The organism is Cognatundibacterium aquatile (genome assembly GCF_014699135.1).
Taxonomy (GTDB): domain Bacteria; phylum Pseudomonadota; class Gammaproteobacteria; order Burkholderiales; family Burkholderiaceae_D; genus Undibacterium; species Undibacterium aquatile.
On the sequence record NZ_JACOFT010000002.1, the window covers coordinates 219,858 to 240,342 of the forward strand.

At 47.4% G+C, this 20,485-nt stretch carries 18 protein-coding genes; 9 read left to right on the forward strand and 9 right to left on the reverse strand.

Annotated elements, in window-relative coordinates:
• Nucleotides 1-11 precede the first annotated feature (11 nt).
• From H8K26_RS05395 to H8K26_RS05420, 6 genes are read left to right on the forward strand one after another with little or no spacing between them, the layout of a single operon-like run.
• Entirely contained in the window at nt 12-3,215 is a 3,204-nt protein-coding gene (locus tag H8K26_RS05395; RefSeq protein WP_190477915.1) for an efflux RND transporter permease subunit, read from the forward strand.
• A gap of 10 nt (nt 3,216-3,225) precedes the next feature.
• On the forward strand, nt 3,226-3,435 hold the full coding sequence (locus H8K26_RS05400) for a YgaP family membrane protein (RefSeq protein WP_186885438.1): 210 nt from the start codon (nt 3,226-3,228) through the stop codon (nt 3,433-3,435).
• A 15-nt stretch (nt 3,436-3,450) separates the two neighbouring features.
• Nucleotides 3,451-3,879, forward strand: coding sequence for a thioredoxin TrxC (trxC, locus tag H8K26_RS05405; protein WP_190477917.1), 429 nt, complete (start codon nt 3,451-3,453; stop codon nt 3,877-3,879).
• A 39-nt stretch (nt 3,880-3,918) separates the two neighbouring features.
• Nucleotides 3,919-5,193, forward strand: coding sequence for an NAD(P)/FAD-dependent oxidoreductase (locus tag H8K26_RS05410; RefSeq protein ID WP_190477920.1), 1,275 nt, complete (start codon nt 3,919-3,921; stop codon nt 5,191-5,193).
• A 13-nt stretch (nt 5,194-5,206) separates the two neighbouring features.
• Nucleotides 5,207-5,536: a rhodanese-like domain-containing protein gene (locus tag H8K26_RS05415; RefSeq protein WP_190477922.1), complete on the forward strand. Its 330-nt coding sequence runs from the start codon at nt 5,207-5,209 to the stop codon at nt 5,534-5,536.
• 6 nt (nt 5,537-5,542) lie between these two features.
• Nucleotides 5,543-6,184, forward strand: a complete 642-nt coding sequence (locus H8K26_RS05420) for a class I SAM-dependent methyltransferase (RefSeq protein WP_190477924.1) — start codon at nt 5,543-5,545, stop codon at nt 6,182-6,184.
• Nucleotides 6,185-6,307: 123 nt separating this feature from the next.
• Here H8K26_RS05420 and H8K26_RS05425 read toward each other — a convergent pair whose 3' ends face one another.
• From H8K26_RS05425 to H8K26_RS05465, 9 genes are all read right to left on the reverse strand, one after another.
• Entirely contained in the window at nt 6,308-6,619 is a 312-nt protein-coding gene (locus H8K26_RS05425) for a high-potential iron-sulfur protein (protein WP_190477925.1), read from the reverse strand.
• 190 nt (nt 6,620-6,809) lie between these two features.
• Nucleotides 6,810-7,160: a TrbG/VirB9 family P-type conjugative transfer protein gene (locus H8K26_RS05430; protein WP_190477927.1), complete on the reverse strand. Its 351-nt coding sequence runs from the start codon at nt 7,158-7,160 to the stop codon at nt 6,810-6,812.
• 79 nt (nt 7,161-7,239) lie between these two features.
• A complete protein-coding gene (locus H8K26_RS05435) occupies nt 7,240-7,605 on the reverse strand; it encodes a hypothetical protein (RefSeq protein ID WP_190477929.1) in 366 nt (121 codons plus the stop codon).
• Nucleotides 7,598-8,113, reverse strand: coding sequence for a hypothetical protein (locus H8K26_RS05440; protein WP_190477931.1), 516 nt, complete (start codon nt 8,111-8,113; stop codon nt 7,598-7,600). The genes H8K26_RS05435 and H8K26_RS05440 overlap by 8 nt, the downstream gene beginning before the upstream one ends.
• Nucleotides 8,114-8,118: 5 nt before the next feature.
• A complete protein-coding gene (locus H8K26_RS05445) occupies nt 8,119-11,205 on the reverse strand; it encodes an efflux RND transporter permease subunit (RefSeq protein WP_190477933.1) in 3,087 nt (1,028 codons plus the stop codon).
• Nucleotides 11,195-12,358 carry an efflux RND transporter periplasmic adaptor subunit gene (locus H8K26_RS05450; RefSeq protein WP_190477935.1) on the reverse strand — a complete coding sequence of 388 codons (1,164 nt, stop codon included), beginning with the start codon at nt 12,356-12,358 and terminating at the stop codon, nt 11,195-11,197. The genes H8K26_RS05445 and H8K26_RS05450 overlap by 11 nt, the downstream gene beginning before the upstream one ends.
• A complete protein-coding gene (locus H8K26_RS05455; RefSeq protein WP_190477937.1) occupies nt 12,355-13,740 on the reverse strand; it encodes a TolC family protein in 1,386 nt (461 codons plus the stop codon). Before H8K26_RS05455 ends, H8K26_RS05450 begins: the two co-directional genes overlap by 4 nt.
• Before the next feature lie 120 nt (nt 13,741-13,860).
• Nucleotides 13,861-15,249, reverse strand: a complete 1,389-nt coding sequence (locus H8K26_RS05460) for a sensor histidine kinase (RefSeq protein WP_186897319.1) — start codon at nt 15,247-15,249, stop codon at nt 13,861-13,863.
• Nucleotides 15,250-15,254: 5 nt separating this feature from the next.
• Nucleotides 15,255-15,923, reverse strand: coding sequence for a response regulator transcription factor (locus tag H8K26_RS05465; protein WP_186885426.1), 669 nt, complete (start codon nt 15,921-15,923; stop codon nt 15,255-15,257).
• Nucleotides 15,924-16,131: 208 nt separating this feature from the next.
• On the opposite strand from H8K26_RS05465, the gene H8K26_RS05470 reads away from it, so the two are divergent.
• The 3 genes from H8K26_RS05470 to H8K26_RS05480 all read left to right on the forward strand — a co-directional run bounded on the left by H8K26_RS05470 (nt 16,132) and on the right by H8K26_RS05480 (nt 20,397).
• Nucleotides 16,132-16,533, forward strand: coding sequence for a DUF2946 domain-containing protein (locus tag H8K26_RS05470; RefSeq protein WP_190477939.1), 402 nt, complete (start codon nt 16,132-16,134; stop codon nt 16,531-16,533).
• 480 nt (nt 16,534-17,013) lie between these two features.
• Complete coding sequence (locus H8K26_RS05475; RefSeq protein ID WP_223826864.1) at nt 17,014-18,945, forward strand: TonB-dependent receptor; 1,932 nt, start codon at nt 17,014-17,016, stop codon at nt 18,943-18,945.
• Nucleotides 18,946-19,029: 84 nt separating this feature from the next.
• Nucleotides 19,030-20,397 (forward strand): PepSY-associated TM helix domain-containing protein, encoded by a 1,368-nt coding sequence (locus H8K26_RS05480; RefSeq protein WP_190477943.1) that lies wholly within the window; start codon nt 19,030-19,032, stop codon nt 20,395-20,397.
• Nucleotides 20,398-20,485: the final 88 nt, after the last annotated feature.

The window sequence follows — 20,485 nt, forward strand, 5'->3', positions numbered from 1 at the left end:
GGAGATTTCAGATGAATAAAATCTTGGGAATATCCGGGCGCATCGCGGCTTTTTTTCAGACCGCGCAGATCACGCCGTTGCTGGCTTTAGTGGCATTTCTGCTGGGTTTGTTCGCCGTAATGGTGACACCGCGGGAAGAAGAGCCGCAAATCAATGTGACGATGGCGAATGTACTGATTCCTTTTCCAGGCGCGTCAGTTAAAGACGTCGAGCAGATGGTGGCTATCCCGGCAGAACAAGTGTTGAGTCAGATCGAAAATGTCGAGCATGTGACATCGGTATCGCGCCCTGGTCTGGCGATTATGACTGTTCAGTTTGAGGTCGGCGTTCCGCGTACAGATGCTTTAGTGCGCTTGTATAACACGGTGCACAGCAACCGGGATTGGTTGCCTGTCAATCTGGGGACATCTGAGCCATTGATAAAGCCCAAAGGTATTGACGATGTTCCTATCGTTTCCCTGACCCTGTGGAGCAAAAATCTGCAAACCGGCGCGTTTGATATCGAACGCGTCGCACATAGTATTGAGGCGGATTTAAAGCGGGTTAAAGGAACGCGAGAAGTCATGAGCATAGGCGGACCCGGGCGGGCGATCAATGTAGAACTGGGCCCTGCAAAACTCTCTGCCAACGGTTTGACAGTCGCCGATTTGCGGAACAGTTTACAGTCGGCCAATTCCGGTATGCCGGGTGGTGAACTGGTTGCAGGTAGTCGGTCGATTCAAGTGGATGCCGGAGAATTTCTGCGCGATGCAAAGAGCGTTGGTGAACTGGTGGTCGGCGTAAAGGCTGGCAAGCCTGTGTATTTACAAGATGTCGCCAAAATTGAAGACGGGGCTTTACCTGCTGCAAAATTTGTATGGCACGGCGTTGCCGGTAAGGATGCCGCTGAATATCCGGCCGTCACAATTGCGATCACAAAAAAGCCAGGCCAAAATGCGGTCGATGTTGCGACTGCCGTGATTGCGCGAGCCGAAATCTTGCGTAATACCGTTATCCCTGCGGACGTTGAAATGACGACTACGCGGAATTATGGGCAGACCGCAGACGATAAAGCAAAAAAATTAATTCAAAAATTATTGTTTGCCACCGCATCTGTCGTTGCGCTGGTCTTTCTTGCTCTGGGACGTCGCGAGGCGGCGATCGTCGGTACGGCGGTCATTCTGACGCTGACGGTCACCTTGTTCGCCTCGTGGGCATGGGGATTTACTCTGAACAGGGTATCTCTGTTTGCCCTGATTTTCTCTATCGGGATACTGGTGGACGATGCGATCGTGGTCGTTGAGAACATACACCGCCATCAGGCCTTATTCCCCGGAAAGACTTTGCAGGAAATCATTCCAGGGGCAGTCGATGAAGTGGGCGGGCCGACCATTCTGGCGACGCTGACCGTGATTGCTGCGTTGTTGCCGATGGCCTTTGTTACTGGCTTGATGGGCCCTTACATGAGTCCGATACCGATCAATGCGAGTATGGGGATGTTGTTGTCTTTGGCGATTGCCTTTGTCGTCACGCCCTGGTTGGCAAGATTGTGGATGAAAGAGGGGTATCACGGTGGTGACGGTATTGCGACAAAACTGGCACCACTATTCAGTAAAGCCTTCAGGCCGTTTCTTGAGGAAAAAAACGGCGCAAGTAACCGACGTAAATTAGGTCTTGGCGTTGCGATTCTGATTGCTCTTTCCGTCTTGTTACCGGTACTGGGTTTCGTGCAATTAAAGATGCTGCCTTTCGATAATAAATCCGAATTTCAGATTGTCGTGGATATGCCGGCGGGCACACCCGTTGAAAAAACGGCGGCTGTATTGCATGAGCTTGGGGCTTATTTACAAACTGTGCCGGAAGTCACTGATTATCAAGCCTATGCGGGTACGGCTGCACCGATTAATTTTAATGGGCTGGTGCGCCAATACTATTTACGTGCAGCCAGTGAGCTTGGTGATATTCAGGTTAACCTCGCCGATAAACATCATCGTACTGAAAAAAGTCATGTCATCGCAACCCGCGTCAGACCGGCGTTGCAGGAAATTGGCAAGCGTTATTCTGCGAACGTGAAAATAATTGAAGTACCACCGGGCCCACCCGTGCTGGCACCAATTGTTGCTGAGATTTACGGCCCCAGTGACGAGGGGCGCAGGCAAGTCGCGAAGTCTGTTCGTACTATCTTTGAAAAGACGAAAGGAGTGGTCGATGTTGATGACACGAGTATCGTTGACGCCCCGCGAAAAATCATTCTGATCGACAAACGCAAGGCGTCACAGCTCGGTGTTTCGCAAATGACGATCGTGACCACGCTGCGTGCTGGTCTCGCTGGTGACGCAGCAAGCTATCTTCACGATGAAAGTAAATATCCTGCATCAGTCAATCTGCGTTTACCTGTCAGTGATCAGGGCAATATTGATCAGTTGCTCTCGTTAGGCGTGAAAAATGCGCAAGGCAATATTGTTCCGGTGCGCGAACTGGTGACGATCTCCGATACGGTAAGAGAGCAGCCGATCTATCATAAAGATGGGGCAGCCGTGAATTATGTGACTGGCGACATGGCCGGTGCCATCGATAGCCCGCTGTACGGCATGTTCGCGATGCGTTCTGACATTGCTAAAGTGCAGACACCAGGCGGTGCTGCGATAGACGAGTACTTTATCAGTACACCAGCAGACACTTATCGCGGCTTCAGCCTGAAGTGGGATGGTGAATGGCAGGTGACTTATGAGACTTTCCGTGACATGGGCGCAGCCTATGCTGTCGGACTGGTGCTGATTTACCTATTGGTGGTCGCGCAATTCGGCTCTTATCTGACACCGCTGATTATCATGGCGCCGATTCCACTCACCATCATCGGCGTCATGCCAGGACATGCGCTGCTTGGTGCGCAATATACGGCGACCAGCATGATAGGCATGATCGCTTTAGCTGGCATCATCGTGCGCAATTCCATCCTGCTGGTTGATTTTATTCATGTTCAGGTGGCGGCGGGAATGACGTTTAAAGAGGCGGTGGTGAGTTCTGCAATTACCCGGGCTCAACCGATTGCGCTGACTGGTTTGGCAGCCATGATGGGGGCATTTTTTATTCTTGATGATCCCATTTTTAACGGGCTCGCGATCTCTCTGATCTTCGGTATTTTTGTTTCAACATTGCTGACCCTCGTGATCATTCCATTGCTGTATTTCACGGCGTATCAGCATCAATATCCATCGCAAACTCAATCACAGTAAGGAGCTTCACATGAACAGCTGGCAAGTAGTACGCGTTATTGCAGGTTTTTTCATCCTGTTAAGTCTGGCGTTGGGAATTCCCGGCAGCCCCATTTTCGTCAATCAGTGGTGGCTGGCTTTTACCGCATTCGTCGGTATTAATTTATTTCAGAGCGGCCTGACCAAATGGTGTCTGATGGAAAGCATTGTCCGCAAACTCGGCATCAAAGCAGGTAACTGAACAAAGGAGATTGTCATGCACCTGGTTTGCCCTGTATGCGGTGCTACGAATCGTGTCGCAGATGAACGCTTATCTCAGCATCCAGTCTGCGGCAAGTGCGGTGCTGATCTGATGGCGATTGAACCTGTACCAATCAGTGAGCAGGTCTTGGTTAAGTTCATCGAAAAGACGGAGTTACCGGTATTGATCGATTTCTGGGCCGATTGGTGTGGCCCTTGCCGGGCGATGGCACCACAATTTGCGGAAGCCGCGAGAAATGCACCAGATATTCGTTTTATAAAAGTGGATAGCGATGCGGCACCGATGGCTAGTCAACGCTATGGCATTCGTAGTATTCCGACTTTGCTACTGATGTATCAGGGGCGGGAAATTGGACGGCAGAGCGGAGTGATGCACGCTTCGCAAATAGTTGCATGGGTGCGCAGCATATTACCGAAGAAGTAATCAGCGCAAATTGATGAACGATACACAGGAGGAGACACCATGGCGCATATCGTTATATTGGGAGCGGGCACCGGCGGCATGCCGGCCGCTTATGAGTTGCGCGAAAAACTGGATACGTCGCATCGCATTACCGTGATAAACGCAGTTGATTATTTTCAGTTCGTACCTTCAAATCCCTGGGTGGCTGTTGGTTGGCGTCAGCGCGAGGCGATTACATTTCAGATTCGTCCCTATCTTGAAAAGAAAGGCATAGAATTTATTGCACAAGCTGTTGTGCGTATTGATCCAGAAAAAAATTCATTGACTGTGAATGATGGCACTGTTGTTGAATATGATTTTTTAGTGATTACTACCGGGCCAAAGTTGGCATTTGATGAGGTGCCAGGCGCGGGTCCAGTGAATGGATTTACGCAGTCAATTTGTTCTGTCGATCACGCAGAACATGCTTACCAGGCATATCAGAAATTTTTAGAAGATCCTGGGCACGCGATTATTGGTGCGATGCCGGGTGCATCGTGTTTCGGTCCTGCCTATGAATTTGCATTTATTTTCAATAAGGATCTGAAGAAGCGCAAATTGCGCAATAAAGTTCCGATGACCTACGTGACAAGTGAACCTTATATCGGACATCTCGGACTTGGTGGTGTGGGTGACTCCAAGTCGATGTTGGAAAGCGAGTTCCGTCATCACGATATTAAGTGGATTTGTAATGCAAAGACTACTCGCGTTGAGGATGGAAAAATGTTTGTCAGCGAGATGGACGACATGGGCAATCTCAAAAAAGAGCATGAGCTACCGTTTAAATACAGCATGATGTTGCCGGCGTTTCGCGGTGTTGATCCAGTTGCTGCTGTTGAAGGTTTATGTAATCCCCGTGGTTTCGTTCTCATCGACGAAAATCAGCGAAGTAAAAAGTATCGGAATATTTTTTCTGCCGGTGTGTGTGTTGCGATACCACCGGTAGAAGTGACACCGGTGGCCACAGGTGCGCCGAAAACGGGATACATGATAGAAAGCATGATTACCGCGATTGTGCATAACATCGAGGCTGATCTGGCTGGTACACCGGCGACTGCCAAAGGGTCATGGAACGCGATCTGTCTTGCTGATATGGGCGATACCGGAGCGGCTTTCGTTGCTTTGCCGCAGATACCCCCACGGAATGTAGCCTGGTTTAAAAAGGGACAATGGGTGCATCTGGCCAAAATCGCTTTTGAAAAATATTTCCTGCATAAAATGAAAGCAGGAACCTCTGAACCGATTTATGAAAAGTATGTCTTGAAGCTTTTAGGCATAGAACGTTTAGATAAATAAAATAGGTAAAACAATGAGTTTGTTAGGAAAATTAATCGGAGCATTTGTCGGTACAGAACAGGAATTACCGGCAAATGCGATATTGATCGACGTCCGTTCTTCAGGTGAATATCAAGCCGGATACATAGCTGGTGCTGATTCTTTACCATTGGGCGAGGTCGGTGACCGTATTCACAGCGTCGTGCCAGACAAGGACGCACCCGTCATCGTCTATTGCCAGTCGGGTGCCCGTTCTGCTTCCGCAAAAAATATTCTGGCGAACATGGGCTATACCAATGTCGTCAATGGCGGCGGGGTTGGTAGTCTGGCGCTCCGTTTACAAAAGCAAATTTGCCGTTTGTAATCCACCATGGCAACACAAATAACTGCCCCCCGATTCAGCAATCCTGAGGAAACCTGGAGCAAGCGTTTTTCTTGCGACGAATATATTTTTGGAACTGAAGCCAATCATTTCCTGATTCACTGCCAAGACGCGCTCCATCCCGGTATGCGTGCGCTGGTTGTTGCAGACGGGGAAGGGCGTAATAGCGTCTGGCTGGCAGAGCAAGGTTTGATCACAACAGCGTTTGATATTTCACCTGTCGGCGTGAATAAAGCAAGGAAGTTGGCGCAACAAAAAAATATTGACGTGAATTTTGTCGTTGCTGACTGCGATCACTTTGATTGGGAACCAGCGCATTACGATACTGTTGTTGCGATTTTCGTCCAGTTCGCTGATCCGGAAATGAGAGCACGTCTGTTTTCGAATATAATCCGTGCACTAAAACCGGGTGGTGTTCTGATTCTTCATGGATACAGCCCGGCGCAGCTTGAATACAAGACCGGCGGCCCTCAGGATATTGCCCGCCTTTACACAGAAGAATTACTGCGTGATTCTTTTTCTTCGCTGGATATTCGCGAATTGCGTTTTTACGAAGAAGTATTGAATGAAGGAACGCAACATGCCGGTAAATCAGCTTTGGTTGGTATGCTGGCTTATAAACCTGAATAAAACAGACTGTTTAAGCAGGGGGGAATGATGCAGAGAATCCAACCATAAACCGCAGTCAACTATAACTGTGGTTCCGGCAAGTTTCCGCTGCAGAAGCCGGAAACTTGCTAAATTCAGACGAACTTACGCTTTCTTCGCCCAGGCTGCACACCAGCCTTTGCCATTAACCAGTTTGTTACCCATGGCACCGCAGGCACCCCAGCTGTCAGTTGCTTTACCTTGATACAACATGCAGTTAGAGCAGGTTTTTCCAGCCGCATAGGCAGGGAATTTTTTAGCATCGACTTTCGTCGCATCGTTTTTATAGCCCAATGCAGTTGCGGCAGCATCAGTTTCCGCGATTTTTTGTGCTTGCGCCTGTGCGAGTCCGCTGGCTGAAATTGTCAGTGCAACGACTGGAATAGTTTTGAAAATGAATTGGCGACGTGACGTCATGGCAATGTCCTTTGGCTGGTTCATAGAAAATAAAATTGAAACTACTTTTCTAAGTCTATGCTTTCTATCAAAGTCAGATGTGAGTTGAATCAATAAAAGATAGAAATTTGTTTTTCTTATGCTTTTATTTTTAATTTTTTATCTGAAACATGATGTCCGGTGAGCCAATCTTCATGTCAATTTCAGATCATCAGTTTTTAGCTTTTTCTTTAAAAATCCCGACAGCAGGCTCGCCTGCATGGCGTAAAACGATATGACTGAATTTCGCTGGGACAATTAATGTTTTGCCTTCAGAATCAAAGTTAAATTTTGATTCTGTACCGGCTGAATCAATAGAAAATATTTCGGGTGTCAAGGTCGCGGTTTTTAACTTTATCAAGACATCTTCATTGACTTGACTGACTTCGACAGGATACAGATTGCTATCTGCATCACCTTCGATTTTGTAGACGAAGTTTTCATGTTCTCTGACTGCTTTCTGACATGCGGAGGTAAAAGCCAGCATGCAAGCCAAAGCAATAATTTTCAGTATTTTCTTCAATTGTTTACTCCGCTATCTGTCGTTTAAATTTTACTACTCTAATCCATCGTGCCGAAGCAGATGAAATCTGAGCTCGTTTTTATTTTTCCTGAAGAACCTGAACAAATGTTGAAGTTTTTCCTTCACTACATTTTTCCGGGATTATTTCAATTTCATCCCCTGCTTTGACTTCGGTATCTTTAGGAACTTCAACGATCGTCGTGATGAATTTTCGTATGTGGCGATAATGAACTTTAACGAAATGCCGATTTTGAATATCATCGCCAGTCAATAAATCAAGACATGGCAGTATGGCGTCTTCGGGAGGTTTTGTGCTGATAATTGACAGTACCCAGGCACGGCGAGCACCTTGATCCCAATGTATATCCGTTGCGAATGCAGAGCTGAATATTCCAGCCATGCAGAAAAAGAAAATGAACAGTTGGTGGCTTAAGTGTCTATTCATGATCGATTTTTGCCAGATGCAGATGGGCTAACAATTGTTGAGTCTCGGATTTATTTATCCTTGAAATATGTTCATTTCTTTGATTAAAGTAAATGCCGAGATTCACTTTGTAAAAATAGGCTACTCCGGCTTTAAACTCCCGTTCTATCTGATCACCGCCGAATGTCGCTGAGCCTAACTGATGTTTGCCAGGTGAAACTTCAAATGCGATGAAGGTATCTGGAGCAAGAGTTGTAATTTTTTTCTGATCGAGACTGACCCTGGTGGGTAATTGTGCAGCGACGAATCCTGAGCGAACGAGATACAGTTTTGCCTTTTCTGCTGTGGGTAAATGCAATTCCTTTGCTTGCATTTCGTCGGCATCGTCAGCCATAGGAACGGAGATGCATTCGCGCCACGAACCAAATATCTTGCATGAGGCGGTTTTATTTGCACTATGTACCGGCACGATGGATACACAATACAGGCAGATAAAAACGCTGAAAGAATGGGGCAGGGATATCTTCATTTACTTTACTCTTCCTCTCGTGCTTTATCTTTGAAGAGGGAATAGCTCAGCGGCAACAACAGTAAAGTGAAAATAGTTGCCGTAATAATTCCCCCAACAATCACCACCGCAAATGGTCGCTGTGTTTCTGAGCCGATTCCGTGTGATAGTGCGGCAGGCAATAATCCCAGGCCTGCCATCAAGGCTGTCATCAGAATAGGGCGCAAACGCGCAACGGCACCTTCAATCGCGCTAGGAAAAGTAATATCTTTCTTTCTTTCGAAATCAAGAATTTGTTCCAGCATGATGACGCCGTTTTGCACAGAAATACCCGCAACGGCAATAAAGCCAACCGCAGCGGATACTGAAAAGTGCAAGCCTGCAACTGCGAGACCGGCGATGCCACCGACCATGGTAAATGGCACCATGACCAGTACAAGTAATGCCATTCTGATTGACCTGAATGCCCAGAATAGCAAGGCGAAAATCAGGAAAATGGTCACGGGAACAATGATCGCCAGACGTTTCACTGCACGCTGTTGATTTTCAAACTGACCGCCCCAGGTTATAAAATAACCAGGTGGTAAATTCACTTGTTCACTGACTTTCTTTTGTGCTTCGGCGACAAAATTACCCTGATCTCTGCCCAGTAAGTTTGCTTTCACAGAGGCATTACGACCGCCAGCTTCACGGCTGATGCGACCGGCACCTTGTTTCAGAAATATTCTGGCAATATCAGCCAGATCTATGGTTCCGGCTCCGCTCGGCAAATTGACTTGTAGGGCGCCTATGCTGTCAATGGAGTTGCGATAAGCTGCTTTCAGTCGAACGGTAATATCAAACCGTTTATCACCCTCAAAAAAAGTATTCACTGGATAATCCGCGAGCGCAGTCTGAATCGCGTTATTCACATCGACGACATTAATACCTAATCGCGCAATTTTTTCGCGATCTATCACGATATTGAGTTCAGTTTGCCCGCCGATTTTGACTGCATCGACATCGGCCGCACCTTCTATGCCGCGTAAGATGTTGGCAATCTGTTCGCTTTTCTGAGTCAGCACATCAAGATCCGGACCGAAGATTTTGATCGCGATTTCTCCTTTGACGCCGGATAAAGACTCTTCAACACTGTCTTGGATCACCTGCGAAAAATTGGTCGGAACGCCAGGTAAGACGCCGATTTTGGCAGTCATATTGGCAATCAGACTTTCTTTATCTTTAAATTTCCATTCACTGTGCGGTTTCAGTTCGGCGAGAATTTCCATATTGTTCGGGCCTTTAGGATCCGTACCATCATCTGGTCTGCCCACGTGAGCTACAACGGATTTCACTTCCGGATAGCTGAGTAAAATCGAACGCACCTGACGCTCAATATCTTTGGTTTTTTCTAAAGCAGTGGATGGCGGCAGGCTGATGGTCAGCCAGATATTTCCCTCATCCAGTTTAGGAAGAAATTCACTGCCCAACTGGGGAGCGAGACCCAATGTAATGATAAGAATCAATGTCGATACAAAAATGACGCCATGTTTTTTCTTTGTCGCAGATTGCAGCAATTCTCGGTAGAACTGTTGCGCTTTCTCCAGCCACTGACTATGCCGCTCAGCAAGACTGTGCTTTTTCATTGTCAGAGTCAACAAAGTAGGAATCAGGGTGATCGTCAGAATCAAGGCGCCGAGCATGGCAAAACTTAAGGTCAGCGCGACTGGCGAGAATATTTTTCCTTCCACTCGTTGAAACGTGAAGATGGGAATGAACGCCAGAATAATGATGGCTTTGGCGAACAGGATGGGATGGCCCATTTCAACGACGGTATCTTTGAGAACATGTTTTCGCCATAGAAACAGATTCCCATGTTCTTCATTATGCTTGAGTGCCAGTCTCACCATTAATGCTTCAACCAACACGACAGCACTGTCGATAATGATGCCGAAATCAACAGCGCCCAGTGAGATCAGATTGGCCGGAATCCCTCGCAGATCAAGCATGATAAAGGCGCACATCAGCGATAAGGGAATCACCGTGACGACAATCAGGGCCGCGCGCCAGTTACGCAGAAATACAATCAGAATCGCGACGACCAACACGGCACCGACGACCAGATTCTCAAAGACTGTCATGATCGTGTGATGCAATAAATCAGTGCGATCATAAATCGGGCGTATCTTCACGCCCTGAGGTAACTTGGCATTAACGATCTCGATTTTTTTCTTTAATTCTTCAATGATTTTCGCTGCATTACCGCCTTTGGTCATCTGTACGATACCCAGAACATAGCTGTCACCCTGGTTATACGAGACGATTCCAGAGCGGGGGTGATGCGTAATTTCTACATCTGCCACATCGGATACCAACACAGTTTTTCCATTCTTTGCATTGATAATGACGCGGCCGATATCTTCTTTCTTTTCAAACAGACCCTGACCACGGACAACCAGCGCTTCATCGCCACGGCGTATCGTGCCGCCACCGACATTGCTGCTGTTGTTTGTCAGTGCCTGACTGACCTGATCGAGTGTGACGCCGTAACGTTTTAAGGCATTCGGATCGACCTGAACCTGATATTCTTTGACCGTGCCGCCAAAACTGACCACATCGGCGACGCCAGATACAATCCGTAATTCCGGACGTATCGTCCAGTCTTGCAAACTGCGCGCATCATTTTCAGACATGTCCTTGGGAACTTCCAGCACATACCGATAGATTTCACCGACGGCGGTCGTCAGCGGTGCAATTGTTGCCTGTACGCCTGTGGGCAGCGTGACGCCTTGCAGTCTTTCGAGTACCTGTTGGCGAGCGAAATAGTCGTCGGTGCCATCTTTAAATGTGATGGTCACCACCGACAATCCTGTAATCGAAACGGAACGCAATTGTGTCTGCCCGGGAACGCCGCTCATTTCGCGTTCTATCGGCAATGTCACTGCACGTTCAACTTCTTCGGCTGCCTGTCCCTTGAATTGCGTGACTATCTGTACCTGTACGTCTTGCACATCAGGGAATGCTTCAATCGGCAAATTGCTCATAGCGCGATAGCCAAAGAAAATTAAGGCAACCGTCAGGACTAAAACAAAAACGCGCTGCGTCAGAACAAAATCAACGAATTTATTGAGCATGTGATGCAACCTCTGAGTTGAGTAACAGAGCGCCTTCTTCAACGATGCGTTGCTTGTTGTTCAGTGCAGCATTCGATGTCACATCGGCATAACTGACATCACGGTCTTTGCGCACAATATTGATTTTTTGTTTTTGAAACTCACCTTCGCGTTTTTCCAGGAAAACATAGTTATAAAGACCTTCAACGATCAGTGCAGCATTCGGTATACGAAACGCTTTCTTATCGCTATCGGCCAAAAATGACACGCGGGCAAACATTTCCGGACGCAGCTTTCTGTCCTTGTTATTTAAAACTCCCCTGATTTGTATCCGCCGTGTGGTTGGATCAAGCGCTAAACCAACACGATCAACAAGTGCATCAAAAATCTGATCGGGATAAGCGTCAAATTCAAGCTGAATCTTTTGTCCGTTCTTGATGTTGCCTATATACCGTTCAGGGACATCTACGAGCACCCACAATCGGTTTAAATCCGTTATCGTCAACAATGGAGCCGTGGCATCGGGGCGTACTTCCAGGCCTGGGTTAATTTGCTTATCTGTCACCAGCCCGCTGATCGGGGCTTTCAGAACGAATTTTCCATTTTCGCTGCCTTGCGCATTCAGGTTGCGCATGCGCAAGCCGGCGCGTTTTGTTTCTGCTGCAGCCTGCAGATAATCAGCTTCGGCAGATTCAACATCCTTACGCGCAATCACTTCTTGCTCGAGTAATTTTTGTGTTCGATCCAGATTTAGTTTCTTACGCTGCTGGTCTGCTTTGGCTTTTGCGAAGTCGGCGTCTGCCGTTGCCATATCCGGCGAGTCCAGTATCAGAAGCGGAGTATCTCTCTTAACGTAATCGCCAATCTCGACGGTAGAGCGGATGACGCGTCCTGCAACAGGCGAGCTGACGCGGCTAGTCACGTTTTCGTCGTAAGCGAGTTTGCCGTTCATCGTGTCCGCTATAGGCAAGCTGACTTCGCTGATGGTTGCTAATTTGATTGAAGCAAGTTGCGGTGCATTTGCCGGGTAGCTTATTTTTCCGATTTCCGCTTTTGCTGTCTGCGGAGTGTCTGTCTTTTTCTCAGTCGCTGTGACTAGTTTTGCGGAGTAGATTACAGCGATGCCAGCGAAAGCAAGCGCGATAAGTACAACAGGGATTTGACGTAATTTCATTTGTGCTCCAATTCTTCCAGGCTGATACGCAGTGTCATGCTGGCTTTCGCCAGATCAGCTTTGGCGTTGATCGTATCTAACTCGATTGACCTATAAGTGCGGCGCGCATCCAATACATCCATGACGGGAACGGCACCATTTTTAAAGGCGAATTCAGTCGCCTCTGCTGATTTACGAGCCGCCGGAAGTAATTCATTTTGAAAGCGCGCCAGCAGTGTCTTTGATGTTTGCAGTGATTCAAACTGCAGGTTCAATTCGTTGCGTGCTGCATCAATGGTTTTTGCTAAGTTTTCTTGCGCCGCATCGACGGCGACTTCCGCAGCGCGGATTTCTCCCTGAAATTCGTAGCGACTGAACAAGGGGATTTGTATGGAAATGCCATAGCTATTTCCGGAGCCCAGTTGATTGGCGGGGCTGGTTGGATAATGCTCGAATTGCAGGCCAACAGTGACATCACGTGTCCTTGCTGCGAGGGCTAATTTCCGTGCCGCCAGCGCAGCGTCCAGTCTGGCTTTCGCCGCAGCAACGTCCGTGCGTTTCTGAATTAATTCTTCTGACAAAACGCTTGCTGGCAACGCATCTTCAGTGTGCCAATCATCCATGACCTGTAGCGACATGAACGGTGCTTTGATACCTATGAGTAAGGCCAGAGCACTTTGAGCACGTTTAAGTTCACTGGCTGACTGCAGCAGATCATTTTCTGCGCGCAACGCATCCACACGTACCCGGGCGACATCTGCACCAGCAATATCCCCTGATTTTTTGCGCTTATCCGCCGCGTTTAAGGTCGCCTGATAAGAATCAGAATTTTCTTTACTGATACGTAATTTGTGTTGCGCTGCCGCCAGATCAAAATAAGCAGCACCGATCATTTGTTTTAATTGACGCTCTGTGTCGTTAAAGTCCAGCCGACTGGCCCTTTCAAGATGCGTCGCAGCTTCAAGCCGTAATTCACGCTTGCCACCGCGTTCGACAAGCTGATCAATTCTGAGGGTGCTATCGACGGTTTTATTTTTCAGCGAACCTGGACCTATACCTAGTCTGGGATTGATCCCGCTGGTTTGAATTGTCAGATTTGGGTTGGGGGCTGCGCCAGCGATTGTCGTTGCCGCCTCTGCATTGGCGACATTGGTTTTTCCAAGCTTCAAATCATGGTTGTATTGACGTGCTAACTGAATTGCACGTTCCAGACTGAGTGGCGATAAGACCACTTCCGGAATGTTTCCGGAAATGTCGGTATTGTTATGTGCCTTGTTTGATTGGTTCTGAACTGGTTCAATGAGTGACTGAGCATAGCTATGTATTGCTGAGCTACATGCTGCGGCAATGGCTATCCTGACGACCCAATTAAACTTTGCCAGTGTAGGGCAAGGTTTAGTCATTTTTATCCTGCATGATGGGAGTAATACATTGCCCCATTATGCAAATGCAAACTGTCAAAAACATGACAGTAAGCTGACAAAATCCTGACAACTAAAAATATAAACGTTATTCTTTAACCGTCATTCATTATCGCGAATTGCCGGAAAGTGAACCGAAAAAATGGTGCCTCCTGCTTCGGCGTCACTGATCGTGATTTGCGCATTATGATCTTTGACAATGTCGGCAACGATTGCCAGTCCGATACCATTCCCTTTGACACGTTCACCTGTTCCTTCGTAGATACGATAGTGACGGTGAAAAATCAATTCTCTCTCTGCCTCAGGTATGCCCGGGCCGTTATCTTCAACGGAAAAAATTACTTGTTCGCCTTCGGTAAAGGTGTTGACCGTGACGACCCCACCCTCTGGGGTATAACTGATCGCGTTATCGATCAGATTTTCTATCAGATCGCGCAGTAAGAAAGCATCGCCGGAAATACGCGTCGGAGCAAGCTCAAAACCTAAGTCGATATTTTTTTTATCAGCCGTGCCCAGAAAATGAGGAATGCAATCAGTCACGATCATATCGAGCGATACGGGCTCTAGTCGTTTTCGTTCAAATTTACTTGGTTCTGCTCTTGCGAGTGAAAGCAACTGATTTGTTTGCCGTATCATCCGTTCGGTTGAAATCATCATTAACGAGATGGATCTGGCTGTTGTTGTCTCGCTCGCATATTTGTCCTGTAGCCATTCGATTTGCGCTTTTAATCCGGCTAAAGGCGTGCGTAACTGATGCGCAATATTGGCCAGAAACTCTTGTTGGGCATTGGAACCGATTTCTATTTTTTTGAGCAAACGGTTAATGGCGGTCACCACAGCACCAAGTTCCAAAGCGTTTTCTTCAACCGGGATCGCAGACAGCGCATCAAAATCGCGTTGATTCAGATCCGCCTGTATTTTCTTCAGTGGTAACAAACCTTTTGTTACCGCGATCCACACCACGCCCAGAAGTAAAAAGGTTAAAGCCCCTTCGATAAATATTAACGCTGTCAGTATTCTGGTACGGATCGCATTACGCTTTTTTAACGTCTCGCCAGCATAAATGACGACATCCTGATCGCCCGCTGAAAATTTAATATTAATGATACGAATCTCTTCTCCACGCATTTTTCCATTTGAAAAATGAGGTTCGTCGAGATTCTCCGGCTGAGCCAGAGTCGGAAAGTCGGAATCGCCAGCCAGCGTCTGATTTTTTTGATTGCGGATCGCAAAATAGATGGTGTTGATATGATCAACCCTTAGTACCTGCTCTACAGAAGAGGGCAGATCTACGCTGATGCCAGCTTCTGTTTTATTTAACCGGGTCGCCAGTGCCCAGCATGTATCAGCCAGACTTTGGTCAAACGCAAGTTGAGCCGGCTCCCAGGCCAGCCAGTACACAAGACCGCCGCCGATGAAATTCACTAATAAAAGGGGAATGATTAACCATCCTAATAGACTGCGACGAATGCTTGGCTGTCCGGAACTCATCAGTTTCACTTTTCCTCTTCCAGCATATAGCCAAAGCCACGAATTGTGCGGATCATCACCTTAGCGTTGTTGAGTTTTAAGCGTATCCGTGAGACATAGACTTCAATTGCGTTGAGCGAAATATCTCCGTCATGCAGCAAGATGGCATCGATGATCTGCTGTTTGGACACGACACGGTTTTCATTTTTAAGCAGATATTCAAGTATTGTCCATTCCCTGGCAGATAAATCGATGACCTGACCATCAACGGCAGCCCGCTTTGTTTGTGAGTCAAGATGAAGCAGACCAAGCCGGATTCCGACCGAAGCAGGGGATGATCGTCGGACCAAGGCCTTTAAACGTGCCACTAATTCCAACGTCGAAAAAGGTTTGACGAGATAATCATCTGCCCCCATTTCAAAGCCTTTGACGCGATCCAGGATCGCATCTCTTGCAGTCAACATCAGGACGGGGAAATTATTTCGCTGAATTTTCCGTATGTGATGCAGTACATCAAAACCATCCATATCCGGCAAGCCGATATCCAAAATCATGACCGAGATTTTTTGTTCCTGAGAGATAAAACAGGCGTCTTTACCATTGCGTGCGACGTCCACCAACATGCCATGCTCGCGCAACATCTGAGAGATGCCTTCTGCCAGCACCGGATCGTCTTCGACTAAAAGAATATGCATAAATGAAAAGGAAGAATGATTGGCGATTGAGGACGCTTACTGTTTCGGGACATTATTGCATGAGCGTTGACACAGAGACGCTCTTAAATACGCATCATGCTACGAAGATGGAAGCGCAGCATCGTCGTAGTATTGTTTTGTCGCGCGGACGATGAACTGAGTGATAAGCTGAGTTATAAAATGCGTTATGTTGAATTATAATACTGACATGAAACTTGGAATAATCAATCGACACTGGTATGAAAAGAGCATCTGGATCGCATGTATTGCGATCTTTTTGAATGCGCTGCTACCGTCATTGGATTATGCCGTTTCGAAAATGATCTCTCCACAAGAGATGGTAGAAATATGCTCTGCTGCCGGAACAAAATTTCTTCCGGCCGAGCAAGTTCTGCTCAGTAAGTCTTCTCCCGATACTACGCATCACCAGTTTAAACAATGTTCATTTTGTGCGACGCATGCCGGAACATTTGCGTTGCCGGTTGATCTGTCTGTGCGGTGGATGGTGCCTGTTGGTCACGCCTTGCTGCCTTTCCTGTTTTACCATTCCCCTAAGCTATTATTTTCCTGGTTGCATGCGCATCCGCGCGCTCCTCCTGCTATCGGCTGATTGATTGGCTGATTGTCTTCGCGACTATTATTGAATTTTTTGTGATTCGAGCAGATATCATTCTGTTTCGATCCGTTTGCACATTCATTCATGTCGCCATGACACCTCAGCATTGTTTGTACGCTGCTGATTGTGATGCTGAATGCATCCCGGCGTACATCTTTCTACCTGATACGTAATTTACGACAGACAGCCGAATTTATTTGCGCTGAAGCGGGCAACATCTGCTGTATTCGTAAGTTAAAACCCGTCTTACTTTTTCAGGTCAACGGGTGAGCACTATTGTGACCAAGGATCTTTATGTTTTTCTGTACATCGTCTGCTAACCGTTTAATTCATCAAGCTCATTCAGAGCGATTTTCCCTTCCTGTTTTAAGAACTTGTGCGCTTGTTATTGCAAGTTTATTTGCTCCTGTCGGTATTAACTCCGCCTCAGCAGAAACTGTCGCCAATAGTGGCGGCGGGCTCAATGATTCAGCAATGGAAATTGGTAAAGTCGAAATCAGCGGCCAAAAAAATGGCCCGATAGCGGCAAAAAGTGTCCTCAGTTCCGTCGATATTCTTGGTTCCGATCTGATACAGACCCAGCAGGTAGTGAATACGTGGGAGCTCTTCAGCAAAGCACCTGGTGTGATGATGACCCAGTTCAGGCAAGGGAGTGAATCAGGTAAGCTGTCTTTCCGTGGCTTCAATGGTGAAGGTGAAGTGAACGCGGTCAAGTTGCTGATCGATGGTGTGCCGAGTAATGATAATGGCGGCGGCATGCAACTGCTGGACATGTTATTCCCATTAGAAATCAGATCGATTGAAGTCGTACGTGGAACGAATGATCCACGTTATGGACTGCACAATATCGCCGGAAATGCGAACATCGTTACTCGTAGCGGTGGCAACTACAACGACGCGCGGGTGACCTACGGCAGCTTTGATACAAAAGAGGTACAGCTCGCAAAAGGATGGGAAAGCAATAACTGGTCGCAGAATTATTTTGCCGGTTATCTGAAATCAGCGGGATATCGTGATAACGCGACCTTTGAAAAATCCACCGTGGGTGGCAAATGGTTTTATACCACTGATGATGCTCGTATGCGATTTGGCGTCATTGCGCGTCATACAGAAAGTAATGGAGATGAAGCCGGTTACCTGACGGCAGCTGATGCTTATACTCGTCCGACGATATCGTATCCTTATGCGCAGTCTGAAGGTGGCAATCGTCAGATGAATCAATTAAGTGTGCATATTGATGCTGATCCTACAGATAAAATATCGCTGGCGACTAAGGTGTATCTGAATCAGATAAAAGATCAGCGCTGGTTACGCTATTCCAGTACAACATCGCAACAGGAACGTGTTATCGATGAAACGCATGTCGGCGTTCTGAATTCTGTGACGTATCGCCCAGGTCTTGCATTAACAGATTGGTTGAAAGATCTGGCGATTGAGGCGGGCGTCAATGCCGAACATCAGGATGATAAAAGTCCGCGTTACAGTACGTCGAACAAGGTAAGGGTGACGACGACCCGAGATCAAAAATTTACGCTGAATAATTACGGGGCATATATACAGGCCGCCATTCAGACAACAGATACCTTAAAAATTATTCCTGCGTATCGCGTGGATAAATTTGATGGCAGTTTTACTGACGTATCCAAAAATGTGCACTACGGTATTCAGGATTATGGGGTGATCGGTCAGCCCAAGCTGAGCATCGTGTACTCGCCATTGCACTCAGCTAGTGTCTATGGCAATTGGGGGCGGACATTCCAGATTGGAGCGGGTGCTGCAGCATACAAATCGAATAAAAATGATTTGCGCCCGTCGATTAATGATGGCTGGGAAGCTGGCGTTAAACTGGCACCAGCCAGCTGGATAAACGGTCGCTTTTCTGTGTGGGAACAAAGTGCATCGGATGAAGTAAAACGCCGTTTGAATGATCCCTCCGGCGATTCTGAAAACGTCGGCAGTACCAGACGCAGCGGTATAGACCTGCAGGTAAATATCCGTCCTGACCAATACAGCAGCGCGTGGTTTTCCTATTCACGTCAACGCTCAAAGATTGTTGTACCTGACCCAACTGCACCAATAACGGCAGGTAAAGAAATTGACCACGTACCCGGATATATATTTTCCGCTGGCTATGATGTTCAGGTGTCGCCGGCATTGCAGTTATCCGTATCAGGTAATGGGCAGGGCGATTATTATCTGACCACGGCGAACACTGGAAGTAAATATGGTGCGTACGCGTTGTTTAATGTCGGTGCTAAATACAAATTCACCTCATCGGTAGAGTTGGAATTCCAGGTGAAAAATCTGGCTAATCGTTACTACGAATATGTGTGGATTAATGATCAGACACGTCATTCTCCTGGTGACGGCCGGGCATTTTATCTTTCTGCCAATATGAAGTTTTAAGTGAAATGATCTGCCTGATCAGTGTTTTTCTATACGGTGATCAGACAGGCCTGATAGCTGCTAACTAATTTAAATAGATACCGCATGAATACATTTTTTTCTGCAACGCGACCTGTCGATATTTACCGGGCGGCATGGCGTTGGCATTTTTACGCAGGCTTACTGGTGCCGCCATTTATGCTGATATTGGCAGTAACGGGAGCTATCTATTTATTCCACACCGAGATTGATGATTATATTTATCGCGACATCAAGATCGTTAAAGCGACGGCCGGATCGCCGCATTCACATGAACATATTGTGCAGACGGCGTTAGCGGCCTATCCCGGTCATGCCTTGCGCTATGTTCCTCCTGCCAGTGAATCTGGCTCTGCTGAGGTGGATATTAAAGGTGATGGTGGTGATGTGATGGCCATCTTCGTTGATCCCTATCGCGGTACGGTGTTAGGGCGTATGCCGAATCGGGGTATGGTATCGTGGACAATACGGCGACTGCACAGTCTGGCATATTTTGGTCCGATCGCGAATGGCATGATTGAAGTGGCTGCGGGGTGGTGTATTTTGCTGGTGATCACTGGCACCTATTTGTGGTGGCCGAGGCAAAACACATCATCACTGGATGGCGTACTCAAGGTGCGTGGTGTGCCGTCTCAGCGCGTGTTTTGGCGTGATGTGCATGCCGTTACCGGAATCATCGCCGGGGTATTTATTCTTTTCCTCGCCGTCACTGGCATGCCGTGGTCGATAGTGTGGGGCGACAAAGTGAATCAGTGGGCTAATGGCAGCAACTTTGGTTATCCCGCTGGCGTGCGCGTCAGCGTACCCATGTCGGATGAACATATCAATCATGTTGCCCCTGTTGCGTGGTCACTGGAGCAGGCGAAAGCACCTGTTTCTGCTACTCATGTCCATCCTGCAAGCGATGCAACTACCCTTACTCAGATCAGTCTTGATAAAGCGGTTTCTATTTTTGATCAACTGGGTCTTGCGAAAACCTATGCGATCAATTTGCCAGTCACTACGACTGGTGTGTTCACCGGTTCTGTCTATCCAAACGACCTTGCAAAGCAAAGAGTCGTTCATCTTGACCAGTTCTCCGGACAGGTGTTGCTTGATATGAGTTTTGCCGATTACGGTCCGGTTGGTAAAGGGCTGGAGTGGGGCATCAATGTTCATCTGGGGCAGGAATTTGGTCTGGCGAATCAACTGCTGATGCTGGCGGTTTGTTGTGCAATTGTGCTGATCTGTATTTCGTCTGCTGTGATGTGGTGGAAGCGGCGTCCCGCAGGGACGATAGGAATTCCACCGTTACCAGCCAATCGCCACGCGTTAAAAGTTGTTTTTATATTGCTGATGGTGGGCGGTATCATTTTTCCTCTGGTGGGCATTTCTATGTTGTTGATGTTGGTGCTGGACTATGTATTCGTTATCCGACGCAATACCGTAGATTGATTTCTTCTGATTTGCTGAATGCCTGTATGCGCCAGATCAAATAATCCTTCATTTGAGCGCGTACACTATCCTGTGGATTTACTTTTTA

Bases quoted from the DNA above. Each gene is read 5' to 3' on its own strand.
- H8K26_RS05395 (WP_190477915.1), top strand. From the start codon at position 12: ATGAATAAAATCTTGGGAATATCCGGGCGCATCGCGGCTTTTTTTCAG.
- H8K26_RS05400 (WP_186885438.1), top strand. From the start codon at position 3,226: ATGAACAGCTGGCAAGTAGTACGCGTTATTGCAGGTTTTTTCATCCTG.
- trxC (WP_190477917.1), top strand. From the start codon at position 3,451: ATGCACCTGGTTTGCCCTGTATGCGGTGCTACGAATCGTGTCGCAGAT.
- H8K26_RS05410 (WP_190477920.1), top strand. From the start codon at position 3,919: ATGGCGCATATCGTTATATTGGGAGCGGGCACCGGCGGCATGCCGGCC.
- H8K26_RS05415 (WP_190477922.1), top strand. From the start codon at position 5,207: ATGAGTTTGTTAGGAAAATTAATCGGAGCATTTGTCGGTACAGAACAG.
- H8K26_RS05420 (WP_190477924.1), top strand. From the start codon at position 5,543: ATGGCAACACAAATAACTGCCCCCCGATTCAGCAATCCTGAGGAAACC.
- H8K26_RS05425 (WP_190477925.1), bottom strand. From the start codon at position 6,619: ATGACGTCACGTCGCCAATTCATTTTCAAAACTATTCCAGTCGTTGCA.
- H8K26_RS05435 (WP_190477929.1), bottom strand. From the start codon at position 7,605: ATGAATAGACACTTAAGCCACCAACTGTTCATTTTCTTTTTCTGCATG.
- H8K26_RS05440 (WP_190477931.1), bottom strand. From the start codon at position 8,113: ATGAAGATATCCCTGCCCCATTCTTTCAGCGTTTTTATCTGCCTGTAT.
- H8K26_RS05445 (WP_190477933.1), bottom strand. From the start codon at position 11,205: ATGCTCAATAAATTCGTTGATTTTGTTCTGACGCAGCGCGTTTTTGTT.
- H8K26_RS05450 (WP_190477935.1), bottom strand. From the start codon at position 12,358: ATGAAATTACGTCAAATCCCTGTTGTACTTATCGCGCTTGCTTTCGCT.
- H8K26_RS05455 (WP_190477937.1), bottom strand. From the start codon at position 13,740: ATGACTAAACCTTGCCCTACACTGGCAAAGTTTAATTGGGTCGTCAGG.
- H8K26_RS05460 (WP_186897319.1), bottom strand. From the start codon at position 15,249: ATGAGTTCCGGACAGCCAAGCATTCGTCGCAGTCTATTAGGATGGTTA.
- H8K26_RS05465 (WP_186885426.1), bottom strand. From the start codon at position 15,923: ATGCATATTCTTTTAGTCGAAGACGATCCGGTGCTGGCAGAAGGCATC.
- H8K26_RS05470 (WP_190477939.1), top strand. From the start codon at position 16,132: ATGAAACTTGGAATAATCAATCGACACTGGTATGAAAAGAGCATCTGG.
- H8K26_RS05475 (WP_223826864.1), top strand. From the start codon at position 17,014: ATGGAAATTGGTAAAGTCGAAATCAGCGGCCAAAAAAATGGCCCGATA.
- H8K26_RS05480 (WP_190477943.1), top strand. From the start codon at position 19,030: ATGAATACATTTTTTTCTGCAACGCGACCTGTCGATATTTACCGGGCG.